The sequence below is a fragment of the Roseivivax sp. THAF197b genome (assembly GCF_009363255.1).
Lineage (GTDB): Bacteria > Pseudomonadota > Alphaproteobacteria > Rhodobacterales > Rhodobacteraceae > Roseivivax.
Map to the genome: position 1 here is coordinate 2,029,550 of NZ_CP045318.1, position 18,333 is coordinate 2,047,882.

An 18,333-nucleotide genomic window follows, 5' to 3' on the forward strand; every position below is an offset into this window, starting at 1 on the left:
GTCTCGGCCAGTTACCGCCCTCCTTAGACGAGCCATGGCGCGCTCACAAGCCGGACGGCACCTTGCCTGTTCCCGCGCGGCTCGAGGGGATATCGGACACGAGCTGTGCGGATCAGCCGCATATTTGTGCTTTTGCGGCGACATTCGCGCAATCTTACGCAGAAAAGCGCGGGCAGAGCGCCACGATGGAAAGGCGCGACCTTGTCAGGCGCGGCCACAAATCTTAATCTAAACTAACCGGTTCAGCGTAGATGGATCAGATCATTTTATCCGGGTCGCATCTCTGGCCCGCCGCCATACGGGACCCGCTGCCATGCGCCTCCTCTCCATTGTGACCGCGCTTCTGGTCGCGCTTGTGCTCTATTTCGTGGTAATCGAGCGCGAGAGATTACTGGAATTTGCCCGCGATATCTCGCCCGCCGCCATCGGTGCCGACGCCACGGAGGCAGCCGAGACAAACGCGGATCAGAGCGATCCCGCCGCCGCCCCCGAGGAAGACACGACCGCGCAAGATGAAGCGGGCGAAAGCGGCGCCATCGCCGTGATGGCCCGCCGCTCCACTGCGCAGGAAGTCGACGCCCGCGTCCTTCTGCGCGGCGAGACGGAGGCCGCGCGCTCGGTCGATGTCATGGCCGAGACCACGGGCCGCATCGTCTCCGAACCCCTGCGCAAGGGCGCCTTCGTGGAGGCGGGCGAGCTTCTGTGCAAGCTCGATCCCGGCACCCGCGCTGTCGGTCTGGCGGAAGCCGAGGCGGCACTGGCCGATGCCCAGGCCCGCGTGCCCGAGGTGCGCTCCCGCATCCCCGAAGCCGAGGCGCGCGTCGCCCAGGCCGAGGCCGCGCTCGACGAGGCGCGGATCAACGCCAATGCCGCGAACCGGCTGTCGGAATCGGGCTTTGCCTCGGAGACGCGCGTGGCGGCCACGACCTCTGCGGTGCGCTCCGCCGAGGCATCGGTATCCGCCGCGAAGGCCGGGCTCGAAGCCGCGCGCTCGGGGCTTGAGACCTCCCGCGCCGCCATCGAAAGTGCAGAAGCCGCCGTGGCCCGGGCCGAGGACGAATTGTCCAAGACCGAGATCACCGCCCCCTTCGCGGGCCTTCTGGAAACCGATACCGCCGAGCTGGGCGCGCTGATGCAGGCGGGCGGCATGGGCGGTTCGGCCTGCGCCACGATCCTGCAGCTCGATCCGATCCGGCTGGTGGGTTACGTGCCCGAAACGGATGTGGGCCGGGTCGAGGTCGGCGCCCGCGCGGGCGCGCAGCTCACCGAAGGCGGCGAGGTGTCGGGCCGCGTGACCTTCGTGTCGCGCTCCGCCGATCCCGTCACCCGCACCTTCCGCGTCGAGGTCACCGTGCCGAACGAGGGCCTGGGCATCTCCGCAGGCCAGACCGCCGAAATCGCCATCGAGGCCGAGGGAGAGCTCGCGCATCTTCTGCCGCAATCCGCCCTGACCCTGAACGATGACGGTGAAATCGGCGTCCGCACCATCACGCCCGAGACCACCGCGCTGTTCCGGCCGGTCGAGATCCTGCGCGATACCAGTCGCGGCATCTACGTCGCGGGCCTTCCGGAGACGGCGGACGTGATCCTGCTGGGCCAGGAATACGTGACCGACGGCGTGCCCGTGGCACCCAGCTACGAGGAAGTCATCCAATGACCGGCATCGTCGACTGGGCGGCCGAACGGGCCCGCATGGTGCTGGCCTTCATCGCGCTGTCGCTCGCGGTCGGCACCTTCTGCTACATCACGCTGCCCAAAGAGGGCGAGCCCGATATCGAAATCCCCGCCCTCTTCGTCTCCGTCCCCTTTCCCGGCATCTCGGCCGAGGATTCCGAGACGCTGCTGGTCAAACCGATGGAGACCGAGCTTGTCGATCTCGACGGGCTCGACCGCATGTCCTCGACCGCCGCCGAAGGCTATGCGGGCGTCGTCCTGGAGTTCGAGTTCGGCTGGGACAAGACCAAGATCATGGCCGATGTGCGCGACGCCATGTCCAATGCCGAGGCGAAGTTCCCCGCCGGGGCCGAGCAATATTCGATCAACGAGATCAACTTCTCCGAATTTCCCGTCGTCATCGTGAACCTCACGGGCCCCGTCCCCGAGCGGACGATGGTGCAGGTGGCGAAGGACCTGCAGGATAGGCTCGAAGGGCTCGACGCGATCCTGGAGGCCGGCATCGCGGGCAATCGCGACGAGATGCTCGAAGTGGTAATCGATCCCCTGCGGCTCGAAAGCTACAACGTCACCGCGGGCGAGCTGATCAATGTCGTCCAGAACAACAACCAGCTCATTGCCGCGGGCGAGGTCGAGACGGAAACCGGCGCCTTCGCCGTGAAGATCCCGTCCTCCTTCGACGATGCGCGCGATGTCTACGACCTGCCCGTGAAGGTGAATGGCGACCGGGTCGTGACGCTGGGCGATCTGGCGACGATCAACCTGACCTTCGAGGATCGCAGCTCCACCGCGCGGTTTGATGGGCAGGATTCGATCGCCCTGCAGGTCGTGAAGCGCAAGGGCTTCAACATCATCGACACCGTGGCGCTGGTGAAGGACGAAGTGGCCGCCGCCGAAGCCGCCTGGCCGCCCGAGCTGCGCGCGGCCGTCACGCTCGGCACCTCGAACGATCAGTCGCGGCAGGTGGCCTCCATGGTCAGCCAGCTCGAAGGCTCGGTTCTGACTGCCATCGCGTTGGTGATGATCGTGGTGCTCGCAGCCCTCGGCACGCGACCCGCTTTCCTCGTGGGCTTCGCGATCCCGACCTCCTTCCTTCTGTGTTTCGCCTTCCTCGCGCTGATGGGCGTGTCGGTCTCCAATATCGTGATGTTCGGCCTGATCCTCGCCGTAGGCATGTTGGTCGACGGCGCCATCGTCGTGGTGGAATATGCCGACAAGCGCATCTCCGAAGGCACGGGCCCGATGTCGGCCTATGTGGAGGCCGCCAAGCGCATGTTCTGGCCCGTCGTGTCGTCCACCGCGACGACGCTCTGCGCCTTCCTGCCGATGCTCTTCTGGCCCGGAGTGCCGGGTGAGTTCATGGGCATGCTGCCCGTCACACTGATCTTCGTGCTCTCCGCCAGCCTCGTGGTGGCGCTCGTCTACCTGCCCGTCATGGGCGGCGTCACGGGCCGCTTTTCCCGCGCGCTCGACAATGCCTCCGAAGGCCTGCGCGCGGCGACCCCTTGGGTGATCCGGGCAGCGCTGGTGCCCGTCACGCTTCTGGGCCTTTTCGTGGGCGCGATGATGGTGCTGAACCCCGCCTACCTGTTCCCGCCCGTGGCGGACGGCTGGGCCGGCCGGATGCCCGGCATCGCGGTCTTCCTGATCTTCGCGGTCCTGACCTCGATCACCATGGGGGCTGCTGCCATCCGCCGTCAGGAAAAGCGCGTCCGCGCGGGCTATCGCCGGTCGGCCTTCGGCTGGGTCATCACCGCGGTGGTCGGCAATCCCATCGGGCCGCTCGTGTCGGTCGCGGCAGTGATCTTCTTCGTGATCTCTGTCTTCTCCTACTTCGGTGAGAACAATAACGGCGTCGAGTTCTTCGTCGAAAGCGAGCCCGAACAGGCGCTTCTCTATGTCCGCGCCCGTGGCAATCTGAGCCTTGCCGAAAAGGACGCGCTGGTGGCCCGTGCCGAGGAGATCGTCATCGCCCATCCCGGCACGCGCAACGCCTTTGCATTTGCAGGCGATGGCGGGCTCGACAGCAACACGGGCGGCGCCGAGGCCCCCAAGGACACGATCGGCCAGGTCCAGTTCGAGACGATCCCCTGGGAAGACCGCAAGAACGACCCCGAGCTCGATGGCGACCGCGTGATCGAGGAGTTGGGCGAACAGCTCAAATCCATCCCCGGCATCCAGACCGAGGTGCTGAACCTCGCCATGGGTCCGGCCTCCGCAAAGCCCGTGCATCTGCGCATCCGGGGCGACAACTGGCCCGACCTTCTGGCCGCGACCGAGGCGGCGCGCGCACGGTTCGACGCGACCCCCGGCCTGACGCTCATCGAGGATACCCGCCCCCTGCCCGGCATCGACTGGCAGATCGACGTCGATGTGGAAAAGGCCGGCCGCTATGGCGCGGATGTGGCGACCGTGGGCGCGATGGTGCAGCTTGTCACGCGCGGGCTTCTCCTGGACACGATGCGCGTCGATACCTCCGACGAGGAGATCGACATCCGCGTCCGCCTGCCCGAGGAAGACCGCGTTCTTTCCACCCTCGATACGCTGAAGGTCCGCACCGGCGATGGCCTCGTGCCGCTGTCGAATTTCATCACCCGCCAGCCCGTGGCCAAGCTCGCCGAGATCAATCGCGTTGGCCAGAAGCGCTTCTTCGACGTGAAGGCCGATGTGGCGCCGAACCTCGTCAAGGCGGTGATCGGCCCCGAGGACACTGCACCCGCGGCCGTGCTGCGCGCGCTGGCCCCGGGCGAGGCCCCGCATGACGGCGGCACCGTGATCGAGACCGGACCGGAGAGCCGCCACGAAGTGCTGAGCCTCGGCGCAGATCAAACCGCCGCAGGCATCGAGGACGCGCTTGCAGAGGGCACGCTCAGTCTCATTGCGATCAACCCGAACGAACGCATTGCGGCCCTGACCGGGTGGCTCGAGGCCAATCCCCTGCCCGCGGGCCTTTCCTGGGAATGGACCGGCGATCAGGAAGATCAGGCCGAAAGCCAGGATTTCCTCGGCAAGGCCTTCGCCGCTGCTCTGGGGCTGATGTTCATCATCCTGCTCGCGCAGTTCAATTCCTTCTACAACGCTGTTCTCGTGCTGCTGGCAGTCGTGTTGTCGACCACCGGCGTGCTCATTGGCATGCTGGTTATGGATCAGACCTTCTCGATCATCATGACCGGCACCGGGATCGTGGCGCTCGCCGGTATCGTCGTGAACAACAATATCGTGCTCATCGACACCTACCAGGAATACGAGCGCTACATGCCCCGGATCGAGGCGATCATCCGCACCGCGCAGGACCGCATCCGCCCCGTCCTTCTGACCACGATTACCACCATGGCGGGTCTAGCGCCGATGATGTTCGGCCTGTCGCTCGACTTCTTCGCGGGCGGCTATTCCATCGACAGCCCCACGGCCCTCTGGTGGAAGCAGCTGGCCACGGCGGTCGTCTTCGGCCTCGGCATCGCGACGGTGCTGACGCTGATGTTCACGCCCTCCATGCTGGCGATCCGGGTCTGGGTCACGACCTATGCCCACTGGATCGCGCGGCTGCTGGCACGCCTGTCCATGGGCCGGTCCAGCCGAGCCGCGCGGGACTGGGCGCTCAACCGCGAAGCGCGCCGCGTCACCTCGCCCACCATTATCTGGGAAGAGACGCCCCTGCCCGCAGAGGTTGCCGATCCCGACGCACCCAACGTGCCTCTGCGCGCCGCCGAGTAACACGCCCAAGCTGGCACCTCGGGGCGGGACGCGCTAGGTCCGCCTTCGAGCCACCCGACAGGAGGGGCGATGCCCACCGATGCCACCGGCGCCAATGGCGCCCAGTCCAAGACGACCCAGCCGCAGACAGACCAGACTCAGACTGGCCAGACAAAGACGGCGCAGACGGAGACGCCTGACGCCGCCGAGCTTGCCCGCGAGGAACGCGCCTCCGGCCTGCGCACGATCCGCAAGGTCACGCCCTATCTCTGGCCCGAGGGCCAGACCTGGGTGAAGCGCCGCGTCGTGATCGCGCTGTCGCTTCTGGTGCTGGCCAAGCTCGTCGCCGTCATCACGCCGTTCTTCTACAAGGCCGCGGTCGATGCGCTATCGGGCGAAGGGGTCGATCCCGCCTGGGCACTCGGTGCCGGCGCCATCGGCCTCACCGTGGCCTACGGCATGTCGCGCCTGATGAATGTGGGCTTCCAGCAGCTGCGCGATGCGGTCTTTTCCCGCGTGGGCCAACGTGCGCTGCGCCGCCTGGCGCTCCAGACCTTCCAGCATATCCACGCGCTCAGCTTGCGCTACCACCTCACACGCCGCACCGGCGGCCTCAGCCGCATCATCGAGCGGGGCGTGAAGGGCGTCGATTTCCTGCTGCGCTTCCTGATCTTCTCCATCGGGCCGCTGATCCTCGAGCTGACCCTCGTCGGCATAATCCTCTTCTGGCTCTTCGATATCTGGTATCTCGTCGTCGTGGCTGTCACGATCGGCATCTATGTCTGGTTCACCTTCAAGGTCACCGAATGGCGTGTGAAGCTGCGCCGCGAGATGAACGCGCAGGACACCGATGCCAACCAGAAGGCCATCGATTCCCTTCTGAACTACGAGACGGTGAAGTATTTCAACGCCGAGGACCGCGAGGCGCGCCGCTATGACAGCGCGATGGTCGGCTACGAATCCGCCGCCGTGAAGACCGCGACTTCGCTCGCCTTCCTGAATTTCGGGCAATCGGCGCTCATCACCTGCGGGCTCGTCATCGTCATGGTCATGGCCGCGCAGGGCGTGGCCTCGGGCGAGATGACCGTGGGCGATTTCGTCATGGTTAACGCCTACATGATCCAGATCATCACTCCCCTGAACTTCCTGGGCACCGTCTACCGCGAAATCCGACAGGCACTCGTCGACATGGGCGAGATGTTCGATCTTCTCGAACAGCCCTCCGAGGTGCAGGAAAAGCCTGGCGCGCCCGCGCTCAAGGTCTCGGGCGGGCGCGTCACCTTCGACGCCATCCGCTTCGGCTACGATCCCGACCGCGACATCCTCAAGGGCGTCTCGATCGACGTGGCTCCGGGGCAGAGCGTGGCGCTGGTCGGGCCCTCGGGCTCGGGCAAGTCCACCATCGGGCGGCTGATGTTCCGTTTCTACGATGTCTCTGCGGGTGCGATCCGCATCGACGGGCAAGATATCCGCGACGTGACATTGGACAGCCTGCACGCGGCCATCGGCGTCGTGCCGCAGGACACGGTGCTCTTCAACGACACGATCCGCTACAACATCGCCTACGGGCGCGACAACGCCACCGATGCCGAGATCGAGGCCGCCGCCCGCGCCGCCCAGATCCACGATTTCATCCTGACCCTGCCAGAAGGCTATGACACGCAGGTGGGCGAGCGCGGCCTGAAGCTCTCGGGCGGTGAGAAGCAGCGCGTGGGCATCGCACGCACGCTGTTGAAGGACCCGCCGATCCTGATGCTGGACGAGGCGACTTCCGCGCTCGACACCGATACAGAAGCAGGCATTCAGACCGCCCTTGCCCGCGCAGGCGAAGGCCGCACCGTCCTGACCATCGCGCACCGCCTGTCGACCATCGCCGATGCCGACCGGATCGTGGTGCTGCAGGCCGGCGAGGTGATCGAGGAAGGCACGCATTCCGCGCTTCTGGAAAAGAACGGCCGCTATGCCCAGCTTTGGGCGCGTCAGCAGGCCGAGGAAGACGACGGCGCCTGATGGCCCGAAAGGACTACCCCGAAACGCCGGACGGGCGCTATTTCGTCGCCAAGGGGCGGCTCTGGCGCAAGACCGACCCGTCGCTCGACGACAGCACCCGCCGCGCGGCCGTGAAGCGCCTCATGCAGGCCCGGCGCGCCGTCGGTCAGGCCGGGACGGAGGCCGACGAACGCGCCGCCCGCGATGCCGTCGATGCGGCGAAACGCGATCTGGGCGAACGCGGTCCCGTCTGGTGGGACGATGGCGCCCCCGATGAGGGCGGGAAACACCCGAAGAACACGTCTTATGCGGACTGGTGGGCGGGCTTGACCGAGGAAAGCCGCGCAAAGGGTGCATGAAGCGCTATTGCCCCCAACGTCGCTTTACAAGCGCTCCGACTGCGTGCCGGGCCAGCGCCGGTCCGGCGGGCTGGCGCTGCAACGTTCGAACTCAGCGCTTTATCTCATCATGCCATCGCGCCGATCATGCGACGGGCCCACGGGACCAAAGCGCCAGTCCGGTGGGGCCGGACCGGCGCTGGCCCGGCACCTTCGGTGCTGTTCGGGCCGCCTCGTAAGTCCAACCGGGCACCATGCGAGCCGGTCGACACACGGCCGCCATTTTCAACGAAAAAGGCCCCGGACCTGATCCGGGGCCTCTTCGCAACCTCGTACCAACGCCGCTTACAGCGCCGTCCAGCCCCCATCGACCGAGATCGTCGTCCCGGTGATCTGCGCCGCCGCGTCCGAGCACAGGAACACCGCCGTGCCGCCGATCTGCTCCACGGTGGCGAATTCCTTCGAAGGCTGCCGGTCGAGGATGACCTTCTCGATCACCTCTTCCTCGCTCATGTCGTACTTCTTCGCCGTGTCCGGGATCTGCGCCTCGACCAGCGGAGTCTTCACGTAGCCCGGGCAGATGGCGTTCGCCGTGATGTCTTCCTTCGCGGTCTCCAGCGCCACGGTCTTCGTCATGCCCACGACACCATGCTTCGCGGTCACGTAGGCCGATTTGTAGGGCGAGGCCGTCAAACCATGCGCCGAGGCGATGTTCACGATGCGGCCCCAGCCCGCCTTGCGCATCATCGGCAGGGCGGCGGCGGTGCAGTGAAAGGCCGAGGACATGTTGATCGCGATGATCGCGTCCCACTTGTCCTGCGGAAACTCGTCGATCGGTGCGACATGCTGGATGCCCGCATTGTTCACGAGGATGTCGCAGGCGCCCGCCTTCTCGATCAGGGCGCGACATTCCTCGGGCTTCGACATGTCCGCCTGGATATAGGTGACCTTCACGCCGAAATTGCGCGACAGCTCCTCGGCCAGCGCGTGATCTTCCTTGTTGTCGGTGAAGGAGTTGATCACGACATCGGCCCCCGCCTCTGCCAGGGACCGGGCGACGCCCAGACCGATTCCCGAGTTGGACCCGGTGACGATGGCGGTTTTGCCGGATAATTGCATGTCTTTGTCCTCTTTCGCTTGAACCTGCGGAGATGCCGCACGACATCCCGCGTTATGCTCTATGTCGCAGCGACACGCTGCGTGTGCAAAGAGAAGGACCCAACCTGCGCCGCTGTTCCAGTCAATCCAGCGCGAAGGCCAAAAAAAAACGCCAGCACGAGGCTGGCGTTCAGTTATTGAGGCAGGTTTCATACAGGCAAGAAACCTATCGAGCAGTGCTTCCTTGATAAGCGAGATTACCCGGTCTGCCAAGCTAAAAGTTTGATAAGCCCCGAACTCCCCGATACCGTCACGCCCAATAGAACAACGAGCAACAGGGATTGTCCCCGATATGGGCACGCAGTTTTTCCACCATCTCGCGGTCGCAGGCGCCGCGTTCGCCACCGCATTCTGGGCGCCGGGCGCACAGGCCGAACCGCAGCATGGCATCGCTATGTATGGCGAACCGCAGCTTCCACAGGATTTTGTGGCCCTGCCCTATGCCAACCCCGACGCCCCCACCGGCGGGCGCATCGTCACCGGCGAGGTCGGAAGCTTCGACAGCCTCAATCCGCACATCCTCAAAGGCTCCACCCCGTGGCAGTTGCGCTTTCTGGCTTACGAAAGCCTGATGGGCCGGAATTACGACGAACCCTTCTCGCTCTACGGGCTTCTGGCCGAATCGGTCGAGGTGCCGGAGGACCGCTCCTGGGTGGAATTTACCCTGCGCGAAGAGGCCCGCTTCTCCGACGGCACACCCGTCACCATCGAAGACGTGATGTGGAGCTACGAGACCCTGGGCACCGAAGGCCACCCGCGCTATCGCGGCGCCTGGACCAAGATCGCGTCGATGGAACAGACGGGGCCCCGGTCGGTGAAATTCACCTTCAATGTCGAAGACCGCGAACTGCCCCTGATCATGGGCCTGCGCCCGATTCTGAAGAAGGTGCAATGGGACGACCGGGACTTCACCGAATCGGGTCTTGAGACGATCCCCGTCGGCACCGCCCCCTACATGGTTACCGATTTCGAGGCGGGCCGCTACGTGACGCTCACCCGCAACCCCGATTACTGGGGCGCAGATCTGCCGTTCATGGCGGGCCAGGCCAATCTCGACGAGATCCGGCTTGAATTCTTCGGCGACAGCCAGGCCATGTTCGAGGCCGTCAAAGGCGGGCTGATCAATTCGCACCGCGAATCGAACGCCGAAAAATGGGAGACGCAGTACGATTTCCCCGCCGTGCGCGCGGGCGATCTGGTCAAATCGGAGATCCCGCACGAACGCCCCTCGGGCATGATCGGCTTCGTGATGAACAGCCGCAAACCGGCTTTCGAGGATTGGCGCGTACGCGCGGCCATGCTGCACGCCTTCAACTTCGAATATATCAACGATGCCATGACCGGCGGTCGGCAGGAGCGGATCACCTCCTACTTCTCGAACTCCTTCCTCGGGATGGAGCCGGGCCCCGCCACGGGCCGCGTCGCCGAAATGCTGGCCCCCTATGAGGCGGAGCTTCTGCCCGGCGCGCTTGAGGGATACGAGCTGCCCGTCTCGGACGGCTCGGTGCGCAACCGCGCCAATCTTCGCCGCGCCATGGGCCTCATGGAAGAGGCGGGCTTCACCGTGCAGGACGGTGCCATGGTCGGCCCCGATGGCCGTCCCTTCACCTTTGAGGTGCTCTTGGCTCAAGGCTCCGCAGAGGCACAGTCGATTATCGACCTTTTCGCGCAAGCCCTTGAGCGCATGGGGATTTCCGTCACCATCACCGTGATTGATCCCGCGCAATACACCGAACGGACGAACAATTACGATTTCGACATGGCCTATTACCAGCGCGGCCTGTCGCTGTCTCCCGGCAACGAGCAGAAGCTCTATTTCGGCGCCGCCGCCGCGGACGAGCCCGGTTCGCGCAACTGGATGGGCGTCAAAAGCCCCGCCGTGGACGGGCTGATCGACACGATGCTGAACGCGACAAGCCGCGAGGATTTCATCGCCGCAACCCGCGCGCTCGACCGGGTGCTGACGACGGGGCGATATGTCATCCCGATCTATCAATGGAATGTCAGCCGCATCGCCCATGCCAAGGAGTTGCGGTTCCCCGAGGAACTGCCGATCTACGGCGATTGGCTGGGCTGGCAGCCGGATGTCTGGTGGTGGGAGGAGTGACCCCACCCCGCGCGCACCGTTAAGATGCTGTGAATAAACGTAAATCCTTTCGCATGCGAAAGGTTTTGCGCTGTTGCGCACGGGCCCCGTCGTGGCATAACCGACGGATGGTTTCCGTCTTCGATCAAGGCCCGCCCGCGCCCTGCCCCGCGCCCTTCAACCTCGCCGAGCATGTCTTGACGGCGGGTGCCGCGCCTGACGCCAAGATCGCGCTGGCGGTGCTGGGTCCGTATCGGGCCGAGCGTTGGTCCTACGGAAAGCTGCGCGCCGCCGTGCGCGGGGTCGGCACCGGCCTTCTGCGTCAGGGTCTCAAACCCGGCGATATCGTCCTCATGCGGATCGGCAACACGCCCGATTTTCCCATCGCCTATCTCGGGGCCATCGCGGCAGGCATCGTACCCGTGCCGACCTCTGCCCAACTGACCGCGCCCGAAGTGGCGGTCATGCTGGACCAGCTCGCCCCGGCGGCGATCCTGAAGGCGGACGGTCTGGCCTGCCCGAAGGCGGATATTCCGGTGATCCCCTTGGCCGAAATGAGCGCATGGTACGATCTGCCGCCCTGCGACTGGGATCGCGGCGATCCGGAGCGGTTGGCCTATATCGTTTACACCTCGGGCACGTCCGGTGTGCCGTGCGCGGTCTGCCATGCCCATCGCGCGATCTGGGCCCGGCGCATGATGATCGACGGCTGGTACGGGCTCACGCCCGAGGACCGTGTCCTGCATGCGGGCGCGTTCAACTGGACCTTCACGTTGGGCACGGGTCTTCTCGATCCGTGGAGCCTGGGTGCCACCGCGCTGATCCCGGCAGACGGCGTCGATCACGCGCAGATCCCGCTTCTGATGCGCCGCCATGAGGCGACGATCTTTGCAGCAGCCCCAGGGGTTTACCGCGCGATCCTCAAGCGTCACGCGAAGCTGGACCTGCCAAAGCTGCGGCATGGGCTCGCGGCGGGCGAAAAGCTGGCAGCCCCGATCCGCGCCGCGTGGGAGGCGGCGACGGGCACGGCGATCTTCGAAGCCTACGGCATGTCCGAATGCTCCACCTTCGTGTCGGGCGCGCCCGCACGCCCGGCGCGCGACGCGGCCATCGGGCGCCCCCAGCCGGGGCGCCGCGTGGCCATCCTCGGCCCCGACGGCCCGGTGCCCTTCGACACGCCCGGCGAGATTGCCGTTCACGCAGACGATCCCGGTCTGATGCTGGGCTATTTCGGCGCCGAGGCCGAGACCCGCGCGCGCTTTCGCGGCGACTGGTTCGTCACCGGCGATCAGGGCGCCATGTCCGAGGATGGCCAGATCACCTATTTGGGGCGCGGCGACGACATGATGAATGCAGGCGGATATCGCGTCTCCCCGCTGGAGGTTGAGGCCGCGTTCCTTGCCCATCCCGGTATCGAGGAATGCGGCGCCACCGATATCGAGGTGAAAGAGGGTGTGCGCCTCATCGCGCTGTCCTGGACCGGGCCCGCGACCATTCCGGAGGCGGAGCTTCAGGCCTGGGGCGCGGCGCGCCTTGCCCGGTACAAGCAGCCGCGCTTCTTTCATCACCGCGAAGCTTTGCCCAAGAACCCCAATGGCAAGCTGATCCGCAAGGCGCTGCGCGATACGGGACAGGCCTGACCGCACCGCGGCGTGCAATCCCCGTGCGGGCCTGTTAAGACGGCGCAAACCTGAGACAGGAGAGACGCCACATGGCCAAGCTCGACATCTTTTCCGATCCGATCTGCCCCTGGTGCTATATCGGCAAATCCTTCCTTGACCGGGCGCTTCTGGCGCAACCCGATCACCCGTTCGAGATCACCTGGCATCCCTTCCAGCTCAATCCCGACATGCCTGCGGACGGCATGGATCGCCGGGCCTATCTCGAAGGGAAGTTCGGCGGCAAGGAGGGGGCCGTGCGCGCCTATGCGCCGGTCGTCGAAAAGGCCAAGGAGGCCGGGCTCGAGATCAATTTCGAAGGCATTCAGCGCACGCCCAACACGCTCGATGCGCATCGTCTGATCCATTGGGCGGGCATCGAGGGCCGCCAGACTGCCGCCGTTTCGGCCCTGTTCAAGGCCTATTTCGAAGAGGGCCGCGATATTGGCGCACGCGACGTTCTGGCCGATATCGCCGACGGGATCGAGATGGATGCCAGCGTCGTGCTGCGCCTTCTGGACAGCGATGCCGATGTCGCGGAGATGCAGAACCGCGATAAAGCCGCGCGCGAGATGGGCATCAATTCGGTGCCGACCTTCATCGTTGCGGGCCGCCATGCCGTGCCCGGCGCGCAGCCGCCCGAGCTTTGGGCCAAGGTGATCGACGAGATCGCGGCAGGCGCGCTCGACGCCGCCGAATAAGCGCCGCACGGGCGCGCTTGCCTGTTTTTACGGCAGGCCGCCCGTCTTTCACGCACGCAATCCGGCCCTTGCCTTGAAATCCCGGGGCGGCGCGTCAAGACACCTCCCATGTTACTTCTCTCCGATCCGCCCCCTGACCGGCATACGCTGGCCGAAGATGTGCAGGGCATGCTCATCGGCTGCACGCTTGTGGCGCTGTCGATCCAGTTCCTGCGCGCCTCAGAGCTGATCACCGGCCAGATCGCCGGTCTGTCTCTGGTCGTGGCCTATCCCACGGGCTGGAGCTTCGGGGTCGTCTTCTTCGTTCTGAACATGCCGTTCTACGTGCTGGCGATCCGGCAGATGGGCTGGCGCTTCACTGTGAAGAACTTCATCGCCGTGACGACCATGTCCGTCATGGCAGAGCTCATGCCCTTCGTGGTCCAGGTCCAGCCGCTGCATCCCGCGGTGGGCGCCGGTCTGTTCGGGCTGTGTGCAGGCATGGGGCTTTTGGGCCTGTTCCGGCACGGCGCGTCGCTGGGCGGCGTGGGGATCGTGGCGCTTTGGCTGCAGGATACGCGCGGGATCAAGGCGGGCAACACGCAGCTCATCTTCGATCTGGGTGTCTTCACGCTCGCGCTGTTTCTCTTCCCGTGGGAAAAGGTCCTGTGGTCGCTGCTGGGCGCGGTGATCCTGAACGCGATCATCACGATCAACCACCGGCGCGACCGCTACATCGCCAAACCCTAGGGCTTGGGCGCGTCGTCGAACCTGTCATCGAGCGGGCGCTGCCGCGACCCTTCGGGGTCGTCATATTGCCCCTTGGCGATGGTCCAGACGAACGCACCGAGCCCCAGAAGCCCGAGCCCCACGGAAACCGGGATCAAGAAGACGAGCACGTTCATTTCTGCCCCCTTATGGCATTGAGCGACACGGTCACCGACGACGTGGACATCGCGATCGCCGCGAGGAGCGGTGTGGCGAAGCCCGCAAGCGCCACCGGCACCGAGATGACGTTATAGAGCACTGCCTGCGTGATGTTCTGCCGCATCCGCACCTTGGCGACCCGCGCCGCGCGCAGCGCCTCGGCCACCGGGGCCAGGTGATCGGACAGAAGCACCAGATCGGCGGCATTCCGCGCCGCATCGAGCGCCGAGGACGGCGCGATCGAGGCATGCGCGACGGCCAGTCCACCGGTGTCGTTCAGCCCGTCGCCGACCATGAGCGGCTTCTGCCCTTGCGCCTTGGCATCGTTCAACCATTGCGCCTTGGCCTCGGGCGACATGCGCGGCAGCGCCGTCTCGATCCCGAGCCGCTCGGCCATGCGCGCCACCGCCTCGGGCGCATCGCCCGACAGGAGCACGACCTCGTGGCCCGCGCGGCGGATCTCGGCCACCGTCTCTGCCGCATCGGCGCGCAATTCCTCCGAGAAGGCCAATGGCAGCGTCGTGCCGTCCGCACGCCGGAGCGCCGTGCCCTGCCCCGCCACGTCCGTGGCGCCGGCCCAATCCGCGCGCCCGAGCCGGACCCCACCCTCCGCTGTCACGCCGTGCCCCGGGATCTCCCGGATGCCCGTCATGGACGCGGGCGCGATGCCGCGGCTCTCCGCCGCAAGTGCTATGGCGCGAGACACGGGGTGAGAGGATCCCTGCGCCAGCCCCGCTGCAAGCGCCAGATCGGCATCGTCCATTTCGGTCAGCAGCGTCATCCGGCCCGTGGTCAGGGTACCGGTCTTGTCGAACACGACGAGGTCCACCTCGGCCAGCCGTTCGAGCGCCGTGCGCGATTTCACCAGCATCCCCTTGCGGAAGAGCCGCGCGGTCGTGACCGTCGAGACAGCCGGGACGGCGAGCCCCAACGCACAGGGGCAGGTAATGACGAGCACCGAGATCGCCACGTCGAGCGCACGCCAGCCATCTGCGGTCGCCAGGAACCACGCAACGAAGGCCGCCGCGCCGAGGATATGCACGAGCGGCGCATAGATGCGCGCGGCGCGATCGGCGATACCCTGGTACCGGCTTTTCTGCATCTCGGCGGAAGCGACGAGGTCGGCAAGCCTGCGCAGGCTCGTGTCGGAGCCCGCACGCAGCGTCCTCACCAGAAGCGGCCCGGTCAGCGTCACCTCGCCTGCCGCGACCGCATCGCCCACGCCGACGGCGTCAGGCTGGCTTTCGCCGGTCAGCGCCGCACGGTCGAGGTCCGTCTCGCCCTCGACGATGATCCCGTCCACGGGCAACCGGTCGCCCGGGCGCACGCTGATCATGTCCCCGGGCCTCAGATCGGCGGCGCGCACGATGCTCTCGACGCCATCCACGACCCGGACCGCCTGCGGCGCCTCGAGCGCGGCCAGTTCCGCCGCCGCCGAGCGGGCCGAGGACCGGCCCATATGGTCGAGATACCGCCCCACGAGAAGGAAGAACGTGAGCGCGAGCGCCGCATCGAACCACGCCGCGCGGTCATGGCCCAGAAGCGCGCCCGCGAGTGAGGCGAAGAGCGCGAGAAGGATCGCGACCGAGATCGGCACATCCATGTTGAGCCGCCCCGCCGTGATCGCGCCCAAGGCCGAGCCGAAGAACGGCCGCGCGGAATAGGCCACCGCCGGCACCGCGATCAGCGCTGAAATCAGGTGGAACAGAAGCGCGGTGGAATGATCCGCCCCGGACCAGACCGCAACCGACAGGAGCATCACGTTCATCATCGCGAAGCCCGCCACGCCCACGCGCATCAAGAGGTCCCGGCCCGACCGGTCCTGTCCGCCCAAGAGCCCCGGATCGAAGATTTGCGCGCGGTGGCCAGACGAAGCGAGCGCGTCGATCAGCGTCTCGGCCGATACACCGCCCGACGCCACGAAGGCGCGCTTCAGCGTGAGGTTCACCCGCGCCTCCGCGACGCCCGGAACGGCGTTCAGCGCCTCCTCGACCTCACCGATGCAGCCCGCGCAGTGGATATCGGGCAGATGCAGCACCAGGTCCGGCGCGGCACCGGCCGCCTTGGCCGGTTCCGGCAGCGCCGCGCAGGCCGGGCAGGCCGCCGTCACGACCGCACCCAGAGCAGGATGCGCTTTTCGACGGGCGTGCCGTCGGGCGCGGTGGCGGCCACGTCGACGCGCCAGCGTCCGGGGGCCAGATCGAGCGGCATGGCATGGCCCACGGCGGCGCGGCCATCGAGATCCTGCGCCTCCATCGTCGGGCGGCCCACGCGCACGGTCAGATCGTCGGGGGCGACGGGATTGCCGGCGCGGTCGGTCACGTCAATGCGCAGGGCCTCGTTCTCATAGGCGGCGGTGATGTCCCAGCCCAGGGCCTCCTGCGCATCGCGGCGGTCGTCGAAAATCTGGCTTGCGACATAGGAATTCTCGACCTCGAGGCCCGGAAAGGTGCGCACGGCGTTGAAGGCCAGCGCCAGATTGACCGAGATGATGATGGTGAACCCGGTGGCGAAGATCGCGAAGACCTTGCGGCCGGTGAGCGGTTTTGCGGATTTGGTCATGTCACTGGCCCTTTCCGTTGAAGGTGGTGTCGGCATAGGCGCGCTCGCCCGACTGCATGTCCTCGACCCAGATGCGGAAATCGGTGCGATCCGCATTGGCCGCAGGGGTATCGGGCGGCGCGGTGAAGTAGATCCGCGTATTGCCCGTGGTGTTGGCGGGAACGGGGATGGTGCTGCCGGGATGGCCCTCGATCTCGAGGTCGAGATCGGCGCCGAAGCCGGGCGACACCAGGTAGACGCGGTCATCGCCGTTCTTGTTGAGGATACGCAGGTCATAGGCGTTGCGGATCGTGCCATCGGACAGGGTCACGAAGGTCGGGTTGCGGACCGCGCCCACGGTGATGTCGATGTCGGAGCGGATGAAGAGCAGGAACACGAGCCCGAGCCCGATCCCGGCCCAGAGCACCGTATAGAGGATGTTCCGCGCGCGCAGCACATGCACCCAGAGCGACCGGGGCGGCTGGCCTGCACGTTCGCGCGGCGCGTCCGAGAGAGCGATATAGTCGATGAGGCCACGCTCCTTGCCGACCTTCTCCATCACCTCGTCACAGGCATCGATGCAGAGCGCACAGGTGATGCAGGCCATCTGCTGGCCATCGCGGATATCGATGCCCATCGGGCAGACATTGACGCAGGCATTGCAATCGATGCAATCGCCGGGGCCTTCGTGGTGGGCGGCGCCAGAGGCGGTATCCGGGATGCCGGGCATCTTCAGTGCGGGCGAGCGGCCGCCGATCTGCGGGCCTGCGGCGCGGGTCACGGCCGCCTCCTCGGCCGCGTGCGCCGCCTCCTCGGCCTCATGGCGACGGCGCAGACCCTTGCCGCGCGGCTCCCCGCGCCATTCGCGGTAAGCGACGGTGAGCGTGTCCTCATCCATCATCGCGCCCTGGATACGCGGCCAGGGGCACATGTAGATGCAGACCTGTTCCCGCATGAAACCGCCGAAGACGACCGTGGTGAAGGTCAGGATCGCGATGGAGGTATAGGCCGCCGGATGCGCCGAGAGTGTCAGCAGATCGCGCAGGAGCGTCGGCGCATCGGTGAAATAGAACACCCAGGCACCACCCGTGGCGAGGCCGATCGCGACCCAGATCGTCCATTTGGTCAGACGCAGGCGCCATTTCCGCGCCGACCATGGCGCCTTGTGCAGGCGCAGACGGGCATTGCGATCCCCCTCGATCCAGCGCTCGACCAGCAGGAACAGATCGGTCCAGACGGTCTGCGGGCAGGCATAGCCGCACCAGACCCGGCCCAGCGCCGCGGTAAAGAGAAAGAGCCCCAGCCCCGCCATCACGAGAAGCCCCGCGACGAAATAGAATTCATGCGGCCAGATCTCGATCCAGAAAAAGTAGAAGCGCCGGTTGGCCAGATCGACGAGCACCGCCTGATCGGGCAGGTTCGGGCCCCGGTCCCAGCGGATCCAGGGCGTCAGATAATAGATCGTGAGCGTAACGCCCATGATCCACCATTTCAGACGCCGGAACGCGCCGGAGACGCGACGGGGAAATATCGGTTCACGCGCCGCGTAAAGTTGCGGGGTTTCAGCACCTTGATCGGACATATTCTGG

The 18,333-nt window shown here is 66.1% G+C and carries 13 protein-coding genes; 8 read left to right on the forward strand and 5 right to left on the reverse strand.

From position 1 onward, the window contains the following. Window positions 1-313: 313 nt before the first annotated feature. From FIV09_RS10030 to FIV09_RS10045, 4 genes are all read left to right on the forward strand, one after another. Window positions 314-1,657 (forward strand): efflux RND transporter periplasmic adaptor subunit, encoded by a 1,344-nt coding sequence (locus FIV09_RS10030; RefSeq protein WP_152449811.1) that lies wholly within the window; start codon window positions 314-316, stop codon window positions 1,655-1,657. Then, window positions 1,654-5,388: an efflux RND transporter permease subunit gene (locus FIV09_RS10035; RefSeq protein WP_152449812.1), complete on the forward strand. Its 3,735-nt coding sequence runs from the start codon at window positions 1,654-1,656 to the stop codon at window positions 5,386-5,388. Before FIV09_RS10030 ends, FIV09_RS10035 begins: the two co-directional genes overlap by 4 nt. 69 nt (window positions 5,389-5,457) lie before the next feature. Then, the gene (locus tag FIV09_RS10040) at window positions 5,458-7,377 is read left to right on the forward strand and encodes an ABC transporter ATP-binding protein/permease (RefSeq protein WP_152449813.1); all 1,920 of its coding nucleotides are present in this window, start codon (window positions 5,458-5,460) and stop codon (window positions 7,375-7,377) included. Continuing rightward, window positions 7,377-7,715 carry a hypothetical protein gene (locus FIV09_RS10045; RefSeq protein ID WP_152449814.1) on the forward strand — a complete coding sequence of 113 codons (339 nt, stop codon included), beginning with the start codon at window positions 7,377-7,379 and terminating at the stop codon, window positions 7,713-7,715. The genes FIV09_RS10040 and FIV09_RS10045 overlap by 1 nt, the downstream gene beginning before the upstream one ends. A 324-nt stretch (window positions 7,716-8,039) precedes the next feature. On the opposite strand, the gene FIV09_RS10050 is transcribed toward FIV09_RS10045, so the two are convergent. Continuing rightward, on the reverse strand, window positions 8,040-8,813 hold the full coding sequence (locus FIV09_RS10050) for a 3-hydroxybutyrate dehydrogenase (RefSeq protein WP_152449815.1): 774 nt from the start codon (window positions 8,811-8,813) through the stop codon (window positions 8,040-8,042). 331 nt (window positions 8,814-9,144) lie between these two features. Here FIV09_RS10050 and FIV09_RS10055 point away from each other — a divergent pair, with 331 nt between their 5' ends. The 4 genes from FIV09_RS10055 to FIV09_RS10070 all read left to right on the forward strand — a co-directional run bounded on the left by FIV09_RS10055 (window position 9,145) and on the right by FIV09_RS10070 (window position 14,026). Then, a complete protein-coding gene (locus tag FIV09_RS10055; protein WP_152449816.1) occupies window positions 9,145-10,959 on the forward strand; it encodes an extracellular solute-binding protein in 1,815 nt (604 codons plus the stop codon). Between the two features lie 107 nt (window positions 10,960-11,066). Beyond that, window positions 11,067-12,578 carry a class I adenylate-forming enzyme family protein gene (locus tag FIV09_RS10060; RefSeq protein ID WP_152449817.1) on the forward strand — a complete coding sequence of 504 codons (1,512 nt, stop codon included), beginning with the start codon at window positions 11,067-11,069 and terminating at the stop codon, window positions 12,576-12,578. A gap of 71 nt (window positions 12,579-12,649) precedes the next feature. After that, window positions 12,650-13,297, forward strand: a complete 648-nt coding sequence (locus FIV09_RS10065) for a DsbA family protein (RefSeq protein WP_152449818.1) — start codon at window positions 12,650-12,652, stop codon at window positions 13,295-13,297. 108 nt (window positions 13,298-13,405) lie between these two features. Continuing rightward, a complete protein-coding gene (locus tag FIV09_RS10070; RefSeq protein ID WP_152449819.1) occupies window positions 13,406-14,026 on the forward strand; it encodes a YitT family protein in 621 nt (206 codons plus the stop codon). Here the strand turns inward: FIV09_RS10070 and ccoS are convergent. Genes ccoS through ccoG form a run of 4 tightly spaced genes read right to left on the reverse strand, consistent with a single transcriptional unit; the run spans window position 14,023 to window position 18,326 of the window. Next, window positions 14,023-14,181, reverse strand: a complete 159-nt coding sequence (gene ccoS, locus FIV09_RS10075) for a cbb3-type cytochrome oxidase assembly protein CcoS (protein ID WP_152449820.1) — start codon at window positions 14,179-14,181, stop codon at window positions 14,023-14,025. The genes FIV09_RS10070 and ccoS overlap by 4 nt on opposite strands. Continuing rightward, on the reverse strand, window positions 14,178-16,313 hold the full coding sequence (locus FIV09_RS10080; protein ID WP_254702195.1) for a heavy metal translocating P-type ATPase: 2,136 nt from the start codon (window positions 16,311-16,313) through the stop codon (window positions 14,178-14,180). Before FIV09_RS10080 ends, ccoS begins: the two co-directional genes overlap by 4 nt. Next, on the reverse strand, window positions 16,310-16,765 hold the full coding sequence (locus FIV09_RS10085; protein ID WP_152449822.1) for a FixH family protein: 456 nt from the start codon (window positions 16,763-16,765) through the stop codon (window positions 16,310-16,312). The genes FIV09_RS10080 and FIV09_RS10085 overlap by 4 nt, the downstream gene beginning before the upstream one ends. A 1-nt stretch (window position 16,766) precedes the next feature. Continuing rightward, the gene (gene ccoG, locus FIV09_RS10090; protein ID WP_152449823.1) at window positions 16,767-18,326 is read right to left on the reverse strand and encodes a cytochrome c oxidase accessory protein CcoG; all 1,560 of its coding nucleotides are present in this window, start codon (window positions 18,324-18,326) and stop codon (window positions 16,767-16,769) included. Between the last annotated feature and the right edge of the window lie 7 nt (window positions 18,327-18,333).

Coding starts and splice junctions, on each gene's coding strand:
- FIV09_RS10035 (WP_152449812.1), top strand. CDS start 1,654: ATGACCGGCATCGTCGACTGGGCGGCCGAACGGGCCCGCATGGTGCTG.
- FIV09_RS10040 (WP_152449813.1), top strand. CDS start 5,458: ATGCCCACCGATGCCACCGGCGCCAATGGCGCCCAGTCCAAGACGACC.
- FIV09_RS10085 (WP_152449822.1), bottom strand. CDS start 16,765: ATGACCAAATCCGCAAAACCGCTCACCGGCCGCAAGGTCTTCGCGATC.
- FIV09_RS10070 (WP_152449819.1), top strand. CDS start 13,406: ATGTTACTTCTCTCCGATCCGCCCCCTGACCGGCATACGCTGGCCGAA.
- FIV09_RS10065 (WP_152449818.1), top strand. CDS start 12,650: ATGGCCAAGCTCGACATCTTTTCCGATCCGATCTGCCCCTGGTGCTAT.
- FIV09_RS10060 (WP_152449817.1), top strand. CDS start 11,067: ATGGTTTCCGTCTTCGATCAAGGCCCGCCCGCGCCCTGCCCCGCGCCC.
- ccoG (WP_152449823.1), bottom strand. CDS start 18,326: ATGTCCGATCAAGGTGCTGAAACCCCGCAACTTTACGCGGCGCGTGAA.
- FIV09_RS10050 (WP_152449815.1), bottom strand. CDS start 8,813: ATGCAATTATCCGGCAAAACCGCCATCGTCACCGGGTCCAACTCGGGA.
- FIV09_RS10055 (WP_152449816.1), top strand. CDS start 9,145: ATGGGCACGCAGTTTTTCCACCATCTCGCGGTCGCAGGCGCCGCGTTC.
- FIV09_RS10030 (WP_152449811.1), top strand. CDS start 314: ATGCGCCTCCTCTCCATTGTGACCGCGCTTCTGGTCGCGCTTGTGCTC.
- ccoS (WP_152449820.1), bottom strand. CDS start 14,181: ATGAACGTGCTCGTCTTCTTGATCCCGGTTTCCGTGGGGCTCGGGCTT.
- FIV09_RS10045 (WP_152449814.1), top strand. CDS start 7,377: ATGGCCCGAAAGGACTACCCCGAAACGCCGGACGGGCGCTATTTCGTC.